This window comes from Chryseobacterium sp. 2987 (assembly GCF_031456375.1).
Classification (GTDB): domain Bacteria; phylum Bacteroidota; class Bacteroidia; order Flavobacteriales; family Weeksellaceae; genus Chryseobacterium; species Chryseobacterium vaccae.
The window spans coordinates 107,401-125,353 of the sequence record NZ_JAVDUN010000010.1; the positions used below are offsets into that span (position 1 = coordinate 107,401).

The following is a 17,953-nucleotide window of genomic DNA, read 5'->3' on the forward strand; positions in this document are numbered from 1 at the left end:
AAATAATGAACGATATTTTAAAATCATGGAAGCCATTTGAAATCATCTGGCTTCTTTCATTTTCACTGCTCAGTATCGGAATTGCCGTTATTAATAAAGATAACTGGCTTAATTTCTTTGTGCTGGTGTCCGGAATTTTATGTGTAGTGCTGGCTGCAAAAGGAAGTATCTGGAACTATGTTATTGGAACTTTAAATACGGCCGCCTATGCTTTTGTAGCTTATCAGAACGGTTTGTTCGGAGAACTCGGGCTTTATCTGATATTTTTCCTACCGATGAATATTTTCGGTTATTTTATGTGGAAAAAGCATATAAAAAATGATATTGTGGAAATGAAATCCCTTCAGTTGAAATCTTTGCTGGCGGTTTTCGTTCTTACAGCTTTGGGCTGCGCTGTTCTGGGATATTTGCTGTCTGCGGTAAGAGGGCAGAACACTCCTTATCTGGACGGGATGTCTACCATCATTTCAATTACCGCTACCATTCTGATGATTCTCCGCTATAAAGAACAATGGTTATTGTACATTATTTTAAATATTGTTACTGTTATCATCTGGATTATAAGAACCCTGGACGGAAGTGAAAGCGGAATCATGATGATAGCCATGTGGTCGGCCTTTTTAATCAATGCAGTATACGGGTATTACAATTGGAATAAAGGGAGTAAAGAAGAAAAACAATGAAAAAAACAGGACTTACATTAGGAAAATATGCGCCGTTCCACAAAGGACATCAGTTTGTTTTTGATACTGCGTTAAGTGAAGTAGATGAACTGGTAGTACTGATCTATGATACCGATGTCATCGAAACTCCTTTGCACATCCGGGCAGGCTGGATCAGAAATCTCTATCCACAGGCTGAAGTAATCGAATGTTGGGACGGTCCGGACGGCTACTCCAATGAAAGGTGGTTTGAGATCATACAAGAGGAGTACATTATCAAAATGCTTAACGGCAGAAAAATCACCCATTTTTATTCCAGTGAATTTTACGGAGATCATGTAAGCAAAGCTCTGAATGCTGTAGACCGGAGGGTGGATGAAGCGAGAACAGTTGTTCCGGTTTCTGCAACGAAAATACGGGAAAATTGTTTTGCTTATAAAGACTATGTGAGCAGTATTGTATACAAAGATCTGATCACAAAAGCTGTTTTCCTGGGAGCCATGTCTTCAGGGAAATCTACCCTTACGGAAGCACTGGCTAAGAAATTCAATACTGCTTTCGCTCCCGAATACGGACGAGAATACTGGACGGAACATCATGTTGACCGGAGGATCGGTTTTGAAGATTTTGATGTGATTGCCAAAAGACATATCGAAATTGAAGACCGTGAAATAGCCAATGCCAATCAGTACTTTTTTGTAGATACCAATGCTATTACCACCTATATGTTTGCTCTGGATTATCATGGAAAAGCTCCTGATTTTTTAAGAAAAACCGCAGATCTGAATTATAAAAGATACGATCTTTTTTTCCTGTGTGATATTGATATTCCTTATGATGATACCTGGGACAGAAGCGGTGACCAGAAAAGGGAAATCTTTCAGAAGCAGATTATTGCGGACCTTAAAGAACGGAATATTCCTTATATCCTGTTATCAGGAAGCCTTGAAGAAAGAATCCGGAAGGTAGAGAATGTACTTTCGGAATTCAGAAAATACTCGAACTATTTTGGCTCCGGAATTTGATATTGTGTTGTTTAAACCTTATAGGTTTCAAAAACCTATAAGGTTTGATAGGGATCATTTTTAGAAGAGATTTTTATGGTCTCGCTCATCATGCGGATTGAGCAGATTTTTTATTCTATGATAAATAGAAATCGTATATTTTTAAAGTGCTCTTATGTGAACTTTTATGCAGTAAACTTCATTCTACTAAAGTGTCAAAATCTTTTATGTCTGTTATGGTTTAAAAAGTTTGTCAAAAGATTCCTATGATTAACACAGGGAAAAGTCTGTGACTACTTTACTGAAATCTCATCAATAAAAATATAAGCTTCACCGCCTGCTCCCTGATGCCATTCCGGAAGTTTCCCGAAATAATAAGCTTTTACTTTGATGTATTGTGCTTCAGTAGGAAGAATCTCTGTTTCAAAATCTTTGGTCTGTACCTTTTCATCCTTTGGATCAATAGTGTTGTCTATCGTTTTCAGAAGAATAAAATCTTTATTGTTGATGGAGGCGTAATATTCTACTTTTTTAGGCATCAGAATCCATGATCTGCTGTCCTGCAGATAAGTTGAAGATAGTTTAGTAATTTGCTGTGGCGATTTCAGGTCGATAACAGCTTCAAAATCCTGTCCCTGATACCCGTGCCATTCGCCTTTTCTCCAGTTAACATCCCCTCTGATTCCGTCAATCAATGCCAGCTTTCCGCCGGCAGCGTATTGTGGGGTAGGTGTTGAACTGATTGAAATATCCCAATAATTAGGCCTTCTGTTAAAAAGGGCAGTCGTTACCGAGCTTTTTTCTCCTTTTCTTTCCGCAAAGGCTTGAACTTGGGTGGTTTTACTTATGGTGAAAGGACCTTTGTAGGTTGAGAATGTTTTTCTTTTGTTGGCATCACTTTCATCAAGAGTCATATAATATACTTTGTCTTCAGGATTCAGCGGGGTGATTTCTACTTTTGCTGAAAAATCAAAGATCCTGTCTGAAGATATTACAGGAGAAGCGGTCTGCTGGGTATATTTAAAATCTTTTGTCTGCGGGATATTCTCAAATCCCAGCTTTTTAAGCTCAGCCTTTCCTGTGTTTTTATTGATAACCCTTGTACTTCCGTCTTCCAGATGAATGGTAACCTCGTCAAAATAAGGGGTAGTGGTCTGCCATTCCGGAAGACCCGGAGTAACAGAATAAATACCCATCGAGCTTAAGATATACCAGGCGCTCATCTGGCCGCAGTCTTCATTTCCGATCAGTCCGTCCGGGGTATTTTTATAAAAATGGTCAAGGATATATCGGATCTTTGCATCTGTTTTTTCAGGTTTATCTACATAATTGTACAGGTAGGCGATGTGGTGGCTAGGTTCATTTCCCTGGGCGTATTGTCCCATCAGTCCGGTAATATCCACCTGTTCTCTGCCTGTCGTTTTATCGGATGCTGCAAAAATAGCATCAATGAACTGTTCAAATTTTTCTTTTCCGCCATGGGCTGAAATCAGTCCCGGAATATCCTGCTGTACCGAATAGGAATAATGCCATGAATTTCCTTCCGTATAATTGTTATTGACTTCCCTTGGGTCAAATGGTTCCAGCCAGTTTCCGTTCTTTCTTGGCTGCATAAAACCGGTTTTAGGATTATAAAGATTTTTCCAGTTCTGGGAACGTTTCATGAAATACTGGTAATCTTCTTTCTTACCTAAAATTTTAGCCATCTGGGCGATACACCAGTCGTCATAGGCATATTCCACCGTTTTGGAAACACTTTCATGTTCATCATCAATGCTGATATAATTGTTCTGTTTGTAAGCATTGAGGCCGAAAATATCCAGCATGGCAGAATTTTTAGAGGCTTCGAATGCTTTCTCGTAGTCAAATCCTTTAATTCCTTTAGCCATAGCATCGGCAATAACAGAAACAGCATGGTAGCCGATCATACATTCCGTTTCGTTGGAAGCCAGTTCCCATACCGGAAGCTTTCCGCCCTGTTCATATTGTTTAATGAAGGTATTGATGAAATCAGCAGTTCTTTTTCTGTCGATTAAAGTCATCAGCGGATGCGCGCCTCTGAAGGTATCCCAAAGTGAGAATACCGTGTAATAGCCGAAATCTTTTACTGTATACAGTTTGTTGTCCCTGCCCCTGTACTTTCCATCCACATCCATATTGATATTAGGTTGGGTGAAAACATGATACATGGCGGTGTAGAATACGGATAATTTACCTTTATCATCAGATTTTACTTCAATTTTTGAAAGTTCTTTATTCCAGTCTGTTTCTGCCTGTTTCTTTATGGCTTCAAAATCTGAGGATTTTCCTTCTGACAGCATATTTTTTCCTGCACCTTCATAGCCTGTGGGGGAAAGCGCAACTTTCACATTGATCTTTTCACCTTTTTTTACATCAGCAGAGAAGGCCAATGCCAGTTTTGTTCCTGTGAAAAGTTGATCTTCCTGTTTTCCGTTAACCTCTTTTTTTGAAATTTTCATGGGTTTTGAAAATTCAATTCTGGCATATACATATTGGTTAACTGCCCAGGCTTCACTTCTTCTGAAGACTTCAATGGTTTTATCATCAATGATCTTCACTTCACCCTCCAGAAGTTTGTCACGATGGTTGAGATCCAGAATGATATTAGCTTTACCTGAATTGTTGAAGGTATATTCGTGATAGCCGACTCTTTGGGTGGTGGTCAGGCGTACATCAATGTTGTTCTTATCTAATTTAACGGAGTAAAATCCTGCCGCCGCTTTTTCATTTTTATGAGAAAATTTTGAGGAATAGTCTTTATTGTTTAGGCTTGGATTTCCCATCGTAGGTATCAGCATAATATCCCCGTAATCTGAAACTCCGGTTCCGTTGAGGTGGGTATGAGAAAAGCCATAAATCACGGAATCTGAATAATGATAGCCGCTGCAGCCATCCCAGCTCCCATCTATTCTGGTATCCGGAGAAAGCTGAACCATTCCGAAAGGAACCGTCGCTCCGGGAAAAGTATGGCCATGTCCCCCCGTCCCTATGAATGGGTTGACATATTGCGCATAATTCTGAGAATAAATGATCTGTGCAATGAATAAAGACAATACAGCAAGGCTTTTTTTCATATCATAATTTTATGTCAGCGAATATATTGAAAAAACAGCAGAACAAAATGTAATAAAAGGAAGAGTAAGACTGTCTTACTAAAAATTACTACTATAGAATATATGAAAAAAATATTACTTTCGGCACTCATTCTTTTGCCGGTTTTTGCTTTCTCGCAGCAGATTACAGGAAAAATTACCCAGACAGGAAATACCGTTTCATATATTGAGATCATTGCTTCAAAAGGAGAACAGAAGCAAACCGCTATTTCAGATGAAAAAGGAAATTTTAAACTGAAGCTTCCCGAAAATGGAAATTATACGATCAGGCTTATACAGGATGGAGCAGAAATGTTATCATCTGATATTACGGTAAATGGTGATATGAAGAAGGACTTTTCTATTGATAAAAAGCAGGAAAAGCAGATTGAAGGAGTTACCCTCACCGCCAGAAAAAAAATGATCGAAAGAAAAGCGGACCGTCTGATCTTTAACGTATCAAATTCTGTGGCTTCACAGGGAATGGATGGTGCCGAAGCTTTGGCAACAACTCCTTTACTGAAGGTGGATGACAACTCAGGGATTTCGATTGTAGGAAAAAGTGGAGTAGCCGTGATGGTTAATGAACGAATGCTGAACCTTTCCGGAAGCGAACTGGTAACTTATCTTAAAAGCCTGAGATCTGAGAATATTGAAAAAATTGAGGTGATCACAACGCCTCCTGCTAAATATGAAGCACAGGGAAACAGCGGACTGATTAATATTGTTCTGAAGAAAAATCAGAATCTTGGCTGGAATGGAAGCCTTACTACAAGCCTTCAGCAGCAGACCTATACCGGAACTTCCAACAGTGCAACCATTAATTATCAGAATGAAAAGCTTCGTTCATCACTAAAATTAAGACAATCCAAATATGAAAAACATTCCTTTGAAAATTACAGAATGGAAGGAGTGGAAGGGGTGAAAAGTTCCGATGACAGAAGAGATTTTGGAGATGGGTTGGGGGCGAATCTGAGCCTGGATTATCAGCTTAATACAAAGTCTAACATCGGGCTTATCTATGATTATGGAGTTGGGCATTCCAATATGGATATTGATAACCGTTCAGACTATTTTCAGAATGGAAATCATACTAACACTCTGACGACCTACGCGGAGCATCGTTCTAAAGGCAAGCAACAGACAGTAAGCGCTTATTATGATCTTAAATTCGGAAAACAGGATAATAAGCTGAGTTTCACAGGAAATTATTTTTCCAATATTCCGGAAAGTACAATAGATTTCATTACTACGGAAAGTTCAGGACAAAGTTTTGTTGTGAGAACACCTTCTACCGTGGATTATAAAATTTATTCAGGGCAGGCCGATCTTACGTTACCCTATAAGTTCGCTAAGACAGAAGCCGGAGTAAAGTTCACCAATTTTGATAACAATTCTGATATTGCCTATCTGGATCTGCTCAACGGGAACTATGTTGAAGATCCTGTAAAAAGTAATGTATTTGAATATAATGAAAAAAATTATGCTGCTTACCTCAGCTTTGAAAAAGAGTTCAGCGAAAAATGGTCTGCTAAAGCGGGGCTTCGTTATGAATATTCCACGATCAACGGGAATTCTTTGACCTCCGGACAACAGACTGAAAATTCTTACGGAAAGTTCTTTCCTACGGCGTATGTAACATATAAAAGCAACGAAAATAATACCTTTAGCCTGAATTATTCTAAAAGGATCAACAGACCGGGATTCCGTGCCATCAATCCTTACCGCTGGTATATTAATGTGAATTCTTATTTTACGGGAAACCCGCTCCTGAAACCGTCCGTGAATCACAACTTTGAGCTTTCATACGTTTATAAAGGGAAACTGTCTGCATCAGCTTATTATCAGAGAACGATAGATGCATTCGACCAGTTAGCCAATCTTCAGGGTGAAAACAGGATAAGCACTTTTGCTAATTTTTACAACCAGAACAGCATGGGAGTTTCTCTAAATTATTCTGATACCTTCTTTAAATTCTGGGAAGCCAATTATTCTGCAGATCTGTCTTATATGAATACAGAGGTTTATGCTACAGATGCTGCCTCCCGTAAAGGAACCAGTTATGATTTTAATGTTCAGAACAACCTGTCGCTTAATAAAAGTAAAACAATACAGCTTATTTTCAATTACTGGTTCCGCCTGCCTTCCAATTCCGGAAATGTATACATGGATTTTGCCGGGAATTTCACTTCAGGGCTTAAGCTGAGTCTTATGGAAAGAAGTCTGCAGATGAATTTGTTTGTTTCAGATATTTTTAAACAGTCAAGAAGCAGGGGAGAAATTTATTATACAACAGGAACTCATTATTACAATAATTATTATGATGCAAGAAGACTTACTTTATCAGTAACTTATACTTTCGGAAACAAGAAGGTAAAAGGAGCGGACCGTAATGTGAAGTTTGATGAGAAGTACAGGGCGAATTAAAATGGATAGATTTTGGCTAAAGCCGAATGAATGTTTATTTATGAGGTTGTGTGGGGTGGACTAAAGTCTACCTCTATTGAATAAATTCTACGGGCTACATTGAACGGTTTTTAGTTGAAATTTTTGCTGGTATTTTTTGTCTCGCAGATTGTGCAGATTTATTTTCATTCCAATAAAAATCGGATATTTTCAGAAACTTAGGTGAACTTCTATGCGTAAAGTCTTTAACTTAAAAAATCACTAAAGTGTAAAATCTTTTGTGGTAAAAAAAGTTTCCCACAGATCCCTCAGATAGCACAGGCTTTTTTATTGTAAATATGGAATTTAACTGGCTGAAAATCTTTGATTTTCTCGTGCCTTAATACACATTGCAATATTCAAGAAAGCCTTGCGACTTTGCGTTTTCCAACATGAGGCAACTTTATGAATTTATACTTCTCCTTCAAAAAAATCATTCAAATAATCCTGTTTGCTGTTTTCATTCCTGTCTGTTCCTAAAAAACTTTTCCATGCCCGGGATTCATGGTATACGATACCCATTTCCCAGACACAGTAGGTAGGGAGATGGGTTTTATTGCGGTCCCAGATCTCAAATTTTCCGGATCCGTCATAATAAACGCTTTCCCAGAGTTCGTTTTCACTTCTCCATGTACAGACGAGCAGAAGATAGTTTTGGCCGCATCGATGCATAATGACAAATCCCAGATCGTCGGTAGTCTGAAAATTTTCACCCGCCTTTTCAATGCATATCCGTGCATTTTGGAGGTCCTGTTGAGAGATGTCTGCCGGATCAGTAGCCAGATCATACCATTTAAAACGGGTGCTCCCAACTGTAAAAAGATCTTTTGGGGCAGCATATTTGGAAGGATAAGATGGTGAAGACATAGATTGTGATTTTGTAATGATGAGGTTTTCTGTTTTCAGGATGAAGTTAACGAAATGGAGTGGAATAATATGATACTTATCTTATTTATCACATTGGGTTATAGATTTTATTGATTCTAAATTATCGAAAAAATGCGTAAATTTGTGAACAATTTATATTTAGTATGTTGACGAAAGAAAAGGTTCAAGATTTCCTTAAAGAGATAGAAGTAGACGATTTGGTGAATAACCTTCAGATCATGGGTAACGATGTTTACATTGATATGACGGCTCATTCACCTGCGATGCACGAAAAGAAAAAGCTGGAAGCAGCCATGAAACAGGCTTTTGCCAGTGAATTTGGAGAAGAGGTTCATTTAAAACTTAAAATTGTTTCTCCGGAGCCGAGTGAGATCCAGCAAAGTCAGATCAAAGGCAAGCAGATCCCGGGAATTCAGAATATTATTGCTATTGCTTCCGGAAAAGGAGGAGTAGGAAAATCTACGGTTTCAGCTAATATGGCAGTTACTTTGGCCAAAATGGGCTTTAAAGTAGGACTATTGGATGCTGATATTTACGGTCCGTCCGTTCCGACGATGTTTGACACTGAAGGTGAAAAACCGATTTCTGTAGAAGTCAATGGAAAGAATCTGATGAAACCTGTAGAAAACTACGGAGTAAAGATGCTTTCTATCGGATATTTCTCAGGAGCAAACCAGGCCGTGGTATGGAGAGGCCCGATGGCTTCCAAGGCCCTCAATCAGATGATCAGAGATGCTGCATGGGGAGAACTTGACTTCTTACTGATTGACCTTCCTCCGGGAACAGGAGATATTCACCTTTCCATTATTCAGGAAGTACCGGTAACGGGAGCCGTAATCGTAAGTACACCTCAGCATGTAGCCCTTGCAGACGTAAGAAAAGGAATTGCGATGTTCCAGATGGAAAGTATTAACATTCCGGTGCTTGGATTAATCGAAAATATGGCGTATTTTACGCCGGAAGAACTTCCTGACAATAAATATTATATCTTTGGAAACCAGGGAGCACAATATCTGGCAGAAGATCTTGGAATTCCGGTATTAGGAGAGATTCCTTTGATCCAGAGCATCAGAGAAGCTGGAGATGTAGGAAGACCCGCAGCCCTTCAGGAAGGTTCTAAAATTGCTGATATCTACACAGATACAGCAAGAAAAATGGTAGAAAGCTTAGTGGAAAGAAATAAAAGTCTTCCTCCTACAGAAGCGGTGAAAATCACCACAATGGCAGGATGCTCGCCGAAAGCAAAAAAATAATTATTTTCAGGACACCTGAAAAACCGAATTGAATCAAAAAATATGGAAACAAACATAACACACGAAGATACAGTAACAAGAGTAATGGAAGCTCTGGAAAGCATCAGGCCGTTTTTGAATAAAGACGGAGGTGATATTGAGCTTATTGACGTGAAGGATAATCAGGTTTTTGTAAAGCTTTTGGGTAACTGTTCCGGATGTTCACTGAATTTTTCAACCCTGAAATTAGGCGTGGAAAATACCATCAAACAACATGCTCCGGAAATTGAAAAAGTAATCAATGTAGAGTAAAAATCATATCTGATATATTGCTAAGACAGGCTTTTTAAAAGTCTGTCTTTTTTATTGAGCTGTATAATAAGGAGGTTCCGGGCGTCGCAGACGCCCGGAACCGAAAAATAATCAGAAAAGATAACTATGAATGCTGTTCTAAAAACTTCTGATAATTGTCTTCACTCTCAAAATAAGCTACCTCACCTTCATCACTAACCATTACGATGTAAGCATTGGCTTTATCCACTGTTTTTCCACTATAAGGATCTATGGCTTCTCTTACGCTTTTATCCTTCGGAATACGTTCTACACACATTTCGCAGCAGCCGTAATAGATTTTTCCGTCATGGGGAACTTCAATCTGCTTTTTACCCATATAAGCATTGTTCACCATACAGACTGTCTCATTGGGAACCTGACTTCCTTTTACATACTTTCCGGAAGCAGCAGGTTGGGCTTTCTGAACTCTTTCAGGCTGGCTCTCTTGAACCTTGTTTTGAGATTTTTCATTGGTGCAGGCGTATAGAACAGCCGTGCTGAAAAAAATAATGCATGTGCTTCTTAATACTGTTTTCATTTTTGATCTTATTTAATGGATATTCCTTCTACAATTTCTTCGCTTCCTTTTTTAATGATTTTATCCCCTTCCGACAGTTCGCCGAAAACCTCAACGGTATCATTCAGAACTCTTCCTTTCTTTACAGGAATGAATTTGGCCTTTCCGTTTTCATTTTTAATCACATAAACCCCCATATTACTTTCTACCACGGCAGATCTTGGGATAAAAAATGTAGCCTCCTTATTTTGTAAAGGAATCAATGATTCAGCGATCATAAACGGTTTCAGCTCCTTGGAATGATTGATAAAGTCTGCCTCAATTTTCTCTGAACGAAGCTTAAGATCTAAAGAACCTGACTTTCGGGAGATCCTGGCTTTAAAGTTTTTTTCAGGAATAGCATTCACCCTGAATGAAATGGTATCGCCCACATTCAGATAAGGAACATTGGCTTCCGATACTGAAAGACTTAATCGCAATTTAGAGGTGTTCTGTATCACCATCAGCGGAGTTCCGCCCATAGGCCCTACATAAGCTCCAAGATCCACATTTCTCTCGGTAATGACCCCGCTGAAAGGGGCACGGATCACCAGATACCGGTTAATATCCTGAATTTCACGATAAGCCGATCTTGCTGCGTTCAGCTGGGCTTCATCTGAAAGTTTTCGGGCAGTGATCTGATCAAGGGCATCTTTGGCGATAGCTCCCTTGGTTTCATTGGCTCTGAACATTCTGTCGTAGCTTGACCTTGTGGCAGCATAAATCGCTTCCTGTGCCTGCCATTTTGCTTTGGCACTGGCGGCCTGAGATTGTATTTCAGGAGCTTCAAGAACCATAAGAACCTGCCCGGCATTCACATATGTTCCGATATCAGCATTGATCTTCTTTACATAGCTCTGTACTTTTGCAAATAAGGCAGTTTCCTGATCAGGAACCAGTTCTCCTGCAAGCTTCAGTTCCACTTTGGGATTAGTTTTTTTGATTTCTACTGTTTCCAGGTTCTGCATCATCATCGGCTTCATTTCTTCAGTTTTAGTCATTGCTTTCTCTTCTTTACAGGAAACAGAGACACTACTTAAACTTAGGGTGATGGCTATATATAAAATGTTTTTCATTGATGTAAAAATTAAGATTGGGAATTAGAATAATAGATACTTTTTTCATCTTCAGGATCCAGTGAAGGTGAAATAGTTCCGGCGTTCTGCTGCATCCATCCGAAAACAAGCGGAAGGATTATCAAAACCGAAAAAGTAGAGAAAATAAGCCCTCCGATCACGGCTCTGCCGAGTGGTGAAACCTGATCACCTCCTTCCCCGAAACCTATCGCCATCGGAAGCATTCCTGCAGCCATAGCCAGCGTGGTCATAATGATTGGGCGGATACGAAGCCTGGCAGCCTCAATACCTGCTTCTAAGGCATTACCGGTAGATTTTCGGAGCGTTTCTGCATTGCTGATCAGTAAAACAGCATTGGCAATAGAAACCCCCACGGACATAATAAGCCCCATGTACGACTGTAGATTCAGAGTAGATCCGGTGAGTTTAAGCAGCGCCAGAGATCCGGCAATCACAAACGGAACGGTTGTAAGGATCACCAGCGATACACGGAAAGACTGGAAGGTTGCCGCAAGCATCAGAAAAATAACAGCCGCAGCAATAAGCAGCCCGGAAGAAAGGCTGGACATGGTCTCATTCAATACAGGAACCATTCCTGAAACCTCAATATTGACTCCTTTCGGTAGCTCACCAAGTGATTCAATCGCTTTCTTTACATCTTTTGAAGCCTGTTCAAGATCAGTTTTATGAATATTGGCAGTAACAGTAGTATATCCCATCGTTCCCAGGTTATAACTTTCCCCTAATTCTTTGGTTGAGGTAATGGAGGCAACGTCTCCTAAAACAGGTCTGTCTGAATTTTTAGTCAAAGGAAGATTAGCCAGTTCCTCTTTGCTGTTGAGTATATTCTGAGGTGTCTGCACCTGTACATCATAGGCAATGCCCATCATACCGCCAACCCAGAAATTCTTATTGGTGTATCGTGTCGATGCTGTGGCGGTGACCAGCGATTTGGCAATGTCCTGTGCATCCAGTCCGAGTTGGGCAGCCCGCATTCTGTCGATATTGATCTGCAGAGCAGGATAATTCATGGACTGCGGAATCTGCTGATCACGCATGTATTCAATTTGTTTCAGTTGAGCTAAAAGCTTATCGGCATACATTCTGTTCATCTTTTTCATCATTCCTGAAATCCTGATCTCAACCGGATTATTGGCTCCCTGGCTCAATATTTTTTCAGTCAGTTCTATAGGCTCAAAAGAAATCTGCAGATCCGGCATTTTTTCTTTGTAATAGCTGCGCAGTTCATCTTTAAGCTCATCAGAATTTCCGTTGAATTTCTTCAGAGCAACCTGCATTAAAGCTTCATGCGGACCTGCATTGTACAGGTAGATCGGGCTTACAGCAAAAGTCGACGGGTGCTGTCCGATGAATACAGAAGAAATGGCGATATTATCTTTTCCGACTTTATTTTTCAGATGCTCCAGAAACTTCTTGACCTTAATTTCTGTAACTTCAATACGGGTTCCTTCAGCTGCTTTTATACGTACCTGAAACTGACGTGAATTGACCGACGGAAGCACATCTTTTCCTGTGATCTGGTAAAGCCCGGCTCCAATGGCTAAAATAATGACAAGGCTCAGGCTTACCACCATCTTTCTCCTTTTCATAAGAGAGGATAGAAACCCGGCAAAACGATCCCGGAAACGGGTAAACCAGTTCTCCTGATGATTTCCACAGGCCTTAGGATCATGTTTCATCATCCAGTTGGCCATTACCGGAACAAAGGTCTGGGATAAAATAAAAGAAACAATCATGGAGAAACCGATTGCCATGGCCAAAGGCATAAACAGCGATCCCGGAATACCGCTCATCATTAGAGCAGGAGCAAACACAGCGAGAATACAAAGCATAATCAGCAGTTTCGGAAATGCAATTTCCCGGCAGGCATCCCATACAGCCTGTGCTCTGCTTTTACCCATTGCGAAATGCTGGTGGATATTTTCAATGGTCACCGTACTTTCATCTACAAGAATTCCTATGGCGAGAGCAAGGCCGGATAAAGACATAATATTAATAGACTGCCCGAATAATTTTAAAAACAATACCCCTGAAATAATGGATATAGGAATTGTCATGATCACAATGAGGGCAGCCCGGCGGTCATTCAGAAAGAGCATGACCATAAGCCCGGTTAGTAAAGCTCCCAGAATACCTTCTACTGCTAAACTTTTCAAAGCACTTGAAATATAAACAGACTGGTCAAATTCGTAAGAGATCTTCACATCATCAGGCATATTCCGCTGGATCTTCGGAAGTGATTCTTTCAGTTTGTTGACAACTTCCAGGGTTGATGCATTACTGGCTTTTGCGATATTGATGTATACAGAACGTTTTCCGTCGATCAGAGCATAGCCTGTTGCAATATCGGCCCCGTCTTTTACAGTGGCAACATCACGGATATATACATTGTCTGCTGTTCCTTTAAAAAGGGGAATATCTCCCAGTTCCTCCACTTTTTTTACCGTGTTGTTGGTGGGAGTCAGATAATTGGTATCTCCAATGTATACATTCCCGGAAGGAGAGGTAATATTATTCCGGCTAATGGCTTCCACAACCTGTTCCGGAGATAAATTGTGAGCACGAAGCCTGTATGGATCTACATTTACTTCTATAGTTCTCGGGCTTCCTCCAAAAGGAGGGGCAGTAGTCAATCCTGGAATAGCAATCAGAAAAGGACGAGCGTTGAAATTGGCAATATCCTGAAGTTCATTATTGGTTTTGGTAGTGCTCCGGAAAACCAGCTGTCCTACCGGTTGTGAAGAAGAATCAAAACGGATGATAAATGGCGGTGGCGCTCCGGGCGGAAGAAATACCTGTGAACGGGTAGACAGCGCATTAATCTGTGCAATGGCTTCCCCCATATTGGTTCCTTCATAGAAATTGACTTTCATGAGGGTTAATCCCTGGGTATTTTTAGATTCTATACTTTTAATGCCGTTGGTAAATAACAGCATGTTCACATACATTTTCGTGAAATAACCTTCCATCTGCTGCGGAGTATAACCGTTGAAGGAGTGGGCAACATATACAACCGGCAGGTTCATTTCCGGAAGAATGTCTACTTTGACATCTTTGGCTGCTTTAATTCCGAAGAACAGCAGACCCAGTACCAATACCATAACAGATATCGGTCTGCGTAAGGCAAACTTTATAAGATTCATGTCTGATTTTTTGTTAGTGGGTAATTGCTTTTGTAATGACTGAAATATCACCTGCCGAAGCTGCGATAAGCACAACAGCCTGCCATGAATTGTTCTGTGCAATCTCAAAATTGATTTCGGCACGGTTCAGAATATACAAGGCTTGGGTGAAGTCTACAATGGTGGTTAGCCCGTTTTCATATAAAGCTTTCTGCTGGCGGAAGGCATCTGACGCGGCTTCCATCTGTACTTTAGCCTCTGTAACTTTTGCCAGTGCGTTGCTGTATTTTGTTTCGGCGAGACGCTGCTGGCTGGTCAGTTCCTGTTTCAGAAGCTGATGGTCATAATCCAGGGCTTTGGTCATCAGTTTCTGTTCATTAACCCTTGATGTATTTCTGTAAAAATCAGTAAGATTCCAGCTTAGGTTGAATCCGACAATATAATTCATCCGGTCAACTCCTGCGCCTTTTAAATAGGACGAAGAAAAAGCGGTGTTATCCTGAACATAGTTGGAACCGAAACCGGAACCACGTCCCTGAAATGTTCCGAAAAGCGAAAGTGACGGCAGCCCCATCGTATTCAGATGGGCTTCCTGGTGTCGGCTTTTATTGATCTTCTGATCGATGAATAAAATACTTGGGTGATCCTGCAGCGAGTAAGAATTTTCTTTTATGGAAGGAATATTTTTACTGAAATAATGATCCAGCTGATAATCGGTGAAATCTTCGGCCAAAAGATCGGCCAGTTTTTTATTGTACTCCAGAACATGATCATTGGCATTGATAATGGAAGTCTGGGCACTTGACATTTCTGCTTTTGCCAGGGAAGCATCCACTTCAGGAATCAGACCACTGCCCGCCCTTGCTTTTGCAATGGTATAAATGACTTCCGATCGTTTATGGTTTTCATGCTGTACGTTTTCGAGTCGCTGACTGACCAGAAGGTTAAAGTAGGCCGCAGCTGTTTTAATCTGATGCTGAAAAATTTCCTGCTGAAGGTCTGATTTTTGAACCTCAACATCAGCAATTTCCAGCTGTTCTTTTGTTTTGAGTTTCCCGAAAGTATAAACGTTCCAGTTGATATTGGCCAGATACAGGCTTCCGAATGCAGAATTCCAGTTCTGATCTGCCAAAGGCATTGAAGTTGATGCAATTCCCGGCCCTCCTGAATTATGCATAGGTCCGTTCAAAGCATTGATGGTTCCGAAACTTTGCTGAGCCATCAGAGTGACTTCCGGTAAATAATAGGTTTTTTGAAGTTTAAGCCTTTCGTTGGAAGCCTGAATATGCACTTCTTTTTTCTGAATAGACTGGTAATTTTTTTCAGCCCTGTGCAGGATTTCCTCTAAGCTCGTCTGCTGAGCAAAGGAAATAACAGGGCAGCCCAGCCACAGGATGAGTGCTCTAAATGATAAATTCATAAGATAGATTTAGAATGAATATTGAAAAATAGTTTCCCGGTAAGGGGATGATACCATATGATTCAATCTATTCTAAATTCTGTAAACGCAGTGAAGGATGAAAAGGGAAGGGTAGTTGAGGTGGTATTTTGAAGGATCAAAATAAAAAGTGTGGTTTTCCGGATCAAGAGCAGAAACATTATCAAATACAGTTCCTAAATTATAATACGGAATGGAATCTGATAAAAACTTTACAGGAGCATTTTTATAAGAATGGGGAAGGTTATCTTCTTTACAGATTTTTTTTACCTCCAGTTTACAGCATCCGGTGTGATTTTTTTCTTTATTGGCACTACATTTCGGACAGTCCAGATCAGAAAGGTTTTTCAGTCCTACATGTATTTCACTGGAATTTCCTTTGCAGACATGCTTGCTTGTAGTAAATCCTGAAGACACCACAATATAAAGGAGAAGAAATAGTATGTGAAAAACTCTTTTCATTTCGCGGGATAAAATTAGCCTGAATATCATCCGCGGTGTTATAGAATTATGGAAGAAGTTTATACTTATCAGGAAAAGAACACGTTATAGCTCCTTTAAATAATAAAGGCTCAGATGATCAGTCCAAGCCTTGTTTTTAATTATATTTTATTGTTTTACTACCTTATTTCCTACGCCTGTAAGAGAGGCATCCGGTTTTCCTGATTTTGTTCCTGAAGTTTTATAATAAACGGTATTATTGCCTCCTTCCAGGGCTACTTTATCTACCCTGTCAATGTATACAGTGTTTCCTGTTCCGGAAACGGAGATCTTTCTGGCACTTCCTTTCACCGTTACCGTATTGTCAGCTCCTTCCACTTCTACTGTTCCGTCCTTAAGGGTATAGTTGAGTTTATGTCCGACACCTTCTACCTGGATCTTTTTATCATTGTCTGACTGTTCCATGCCTTTTGAAGATTCTGTTTTTCTGGACTGTGAAAAAGCGGTTCCTGTTCCTATCAGCAAAAAAGCCAGAACACTTAATGTTTTCATATTTTTCATTTTCATTTTGAATTTGGTATGGGTAAATATAAGCATTAAATTATTGTGCCTGTGTCAAGGAAAAGTTAAATTTTATACAGCTTACAGGTTAATATTTTTAAGGATTTCTTTGATAACTTTTAAAACATCGGTTGATTTTTCCCTGATGATTACTGCGTTTTTCTTATTCCGGATCAATTCAGTGAAATTATTGTCTTCGGTATTAATGTCTACAATAAAGGCTCCGTATTTCAAAGCTGTTTCAGCGATGGCTATCGGAAGGTTGGTGGCCCCGGAAGTTCCTACGATAAAAAGAATGGCACTATTTTTTGCTTTTTTCAGAGCACTGAATCTTTTGTTGGTCTTTTCATCATAATATTCATCAAACCACAGGATATTGGGGCGCATCCAGTGACCGCAATCCGGGCAGGTCAGCAGTTCTTTATCCCTTTCCGTAAGGTCTTCATCAATATCTTTACCTTTAATTTCTTCAGGAAGATTCACAATTGTTTTACATCCGTTGGAACATTTAATTTCCCTGTTGTTTCCATGAATCTCATAAATTCTCTGGCTTCCGGCACGGCGGTGAAGATTGTCAATATTCTGGGTAATCAGGTGAAATCTATCCTGAAGCATATTTTCTATGGCAGCAAGTTCGAAATGACTCTCATTGGGCTCCACATTTTCAAACATCTTTTTTCTGAACAGGGAATACTGCAATACTTCTTCCGGATGTTGTCTGAAATATCTCAATGTCCCAAATTCTTCTGGCTTATGAAACCGGGTTCCCTTCACCCAGATTCCGTCTGATCCGCGGTAGGTAGGAATTCCGCTGTCTGAAGAAATGCCCGCACCGGTCAGGAAGGTGAAAAGATTACGTCTCTCTTTATGATAAGACTGATGAATAATATGCTCTAACTGTTCTTTCATGGAAATGATAAAAGCCTAAAACTAATGAATTTAACAACAATAAAAAAATCCCGGACTTGGACTGCCCCCAAAAAGTTAGACACTTTTTAGGGGCATTTTTTTATGTATAGAAAAGAAAAATTTAGCGTTGCTTTCAAATTAGAATGTATTAA

The 17,953-nt window shown here is 39.9% G+C and carries 14 protein-coding genes; 5 read left to right on the top strand and 9 right to left on the bottom strand.

The genetic code is table 11. From position 1 onward, the window contains the following. The first annotated feature begins 5 nt into the window (after positions 1–5). Both pnuC and J2Y40_RS21635 read left to right on the top strand, forming a co-directional pair. Entirely contained in the window at positions 6–683 is a 678-nt protein-coding gene (gene pnuC, locus J2Y40_RS21630) for a nicotinamide riboside transporter PnuC (RefSeq protein WP_153394876.1), read from the top strand. Further along, positions 680–1,687 (top strand): AAA family ATPase, encoded by a 1,008-nt coding sequence (locus J2Y40_RS21635; protein ID WP_153394874.1) that lies wholly within the window; start codon positions 680–682, stop codon positions 1,685–1,687. Before pnuC ends, J2Y40_RS21635 begins: the two co-directional genes overlap by 4 nt. Positions 1,688–1,959: 272 nt before the next feature. On the opposite strand, the gene J2Y40_RS21640 is transcribed toward J2Y40_RS21635, so the two are convergent. Further along, positions 1,960–4,761, bottom strand: a complete 2,802-nt coding sequence (locus J2Y40_RS21640) for a GH92 family glycosyl hydrolase (RefSeq protein ID WP_310001278.1) — start codon at positions 4,759–4,761, stop codon at positions 1,960–1,962. A gap of 102 nt (positions 4,762–4,863) precedes the next feature. Here J2Y40_RS21640 and J2Y40_RS21645 point away from each other — a divergent pair, with 102 nt between their 5' ends. Next, complete coding sequence (locus J2Y40_RS21645; RefSeq protein ID WP_310001280.1) at positions 4,864–7,206, top strand: outer membrane beta-barrel family protein; 2,343 nt, start codon at positions 4,864–4,866, stop codon at positions 7,204–7,206. Positions 7,207–7,635: 429 nt separating this feature from the next. Here the strand turns inward: J2Y40_RS21645 and J2Y40_RS21650 are convergent, their stop codons facing one another. Beyond that, a complete protein-coding gene (locus J2Y40_RS21650) occupies positions 7,636–8,091 on the bottom strand; it encodes a hypothetical protein (protein WP_310001282.1) in 456 nt (151 codons plus the stop codon). 164 nt (positions 8,092–8,255) lie between these two features. Between J2Y40_RS21650 and J2Y40_RS21655 the strand changes: the two genes are divergently transcribed. Further along, positions 8,256–9,365 carry an Mrp/NBP35 family ATP-binding protein gene (locus J2Y40_RS21655; RefSeq protein WP_153394867.1) on the top strand — a complete coding sequence of 370 codons (1,110 nt, stop codon included), beginning with the start codon at positions 8,256–8,258 and terminating at the stop codon, positions 9,363–9,365. A gap of 42 nt (positions 9,366–9,407) precedes the next feature. Continuing rightward, entirely contained in the window at positions 9,408–9,656 is a 249-nt protein-coding gene (locus tag J2Y40_RS21660; protein WP_002977212.1) for a NifU family protein, read from the top strand. Between the two features lie 124 nt (positions 9,657–9,780). Here J2Y40_RS21660 and J2Y40_RS21665 read toward each other — a convergent pair whose 3' ends face one another. The 7 genes from J2Y40_RS21665 to J2Y40_RS21695 form a co-directional block, all read right to left on the bottom strand. Further along, positions 9,781–10,215 carry a hypothetical protein gene (locus J2Y40_RS21665; RefSeq protein WP_153394865.1) on the bottom strand — a complete coding sequence of 145 codons (435 nt, stop codon included), beginning with the start codon at positions 10,213–10,215 and terminating at the stop codon, positions 9,781–9,783. Between the two features lie 8 nt (positions 10,216–10,223). Next, on the bottom strand, positions 10,224–11,309 hold the full coding sequence (locus J2Y40_RS21670; RefSeq protein WP_310001286.1) for an efflux RND transporter periplasmic adaptor subunit: 1,086 nt from the start codon (positions 11,307–11,309) through the stop codon (positions 10,224–10,226). An 11-nt stretch (positions 11,310–11,320) separates the two neighbouring features. Then, entirely contained in the window at positions 11,321–14,473 is a 3,153-nt protein-coding gene (locus J2Y40_RS21675) for an efflux RND transporter permease subunit (RefSeq protein ID WP_310001288.1), read from the bottom strand. A gap of 13 nt (positions 14,474–14,486) precedes the next feature. Further along, the gene (locus J2Y40_RS21680; protein ID WP_310001290.1) at positions 14,487–15,872 is read right to left on the bottom strand and encodes a TolC family protein; all 1,386 of its coding nucleotides are present in this window, start codon (positions 15,870–15,872) and stop codon (positions 14,487–14,489) included. A gap of 72 nt (positions 15,873–15,944) precedes the next feature. Continuing rightward, positions 15,945–16,352 (bottom strand): HYC_CC_PP family protein, encoded by a 408-nt coding sequence (locus J2Y40_RS21685; RefSeq protein ID WP_153394857.1) that lies wholly within the window; start codon positions 16,350–16,352, stop codon positions 15,945–15,947. Between the two features lie 147 nt (positions 16,353–16,499). Continuing rightward, positions 16,500–16,883 (bottom strand): DUF3060 domain-containing protein, encoded by a 384-nt coding sequence (locus tag J2Y40_RS21690; protein WP_231128665.1) that lies wholly within the window; start codon positions 16,881–16,883, stop codon positions 16,500–16,502. A 90-nt stretch (positions 16,884–16,973) separates the two neighbouring features. Continuing rightward, positions 16,974–17,801 carry a Sir2 family NAD-dependent protein deacetylase gene (locus J2Y40_RS21695; protein WP_153394853.1) on the bottom strand — a complete coding sequence of 276 codons (828 nt, stop codon included), beginning with the start codon at positions 17,799–17,801 and terminating at the stop codon, positions 16,974–16,976. Positions 17,802–17,953 lie beyond the last annotated feature (152 nt).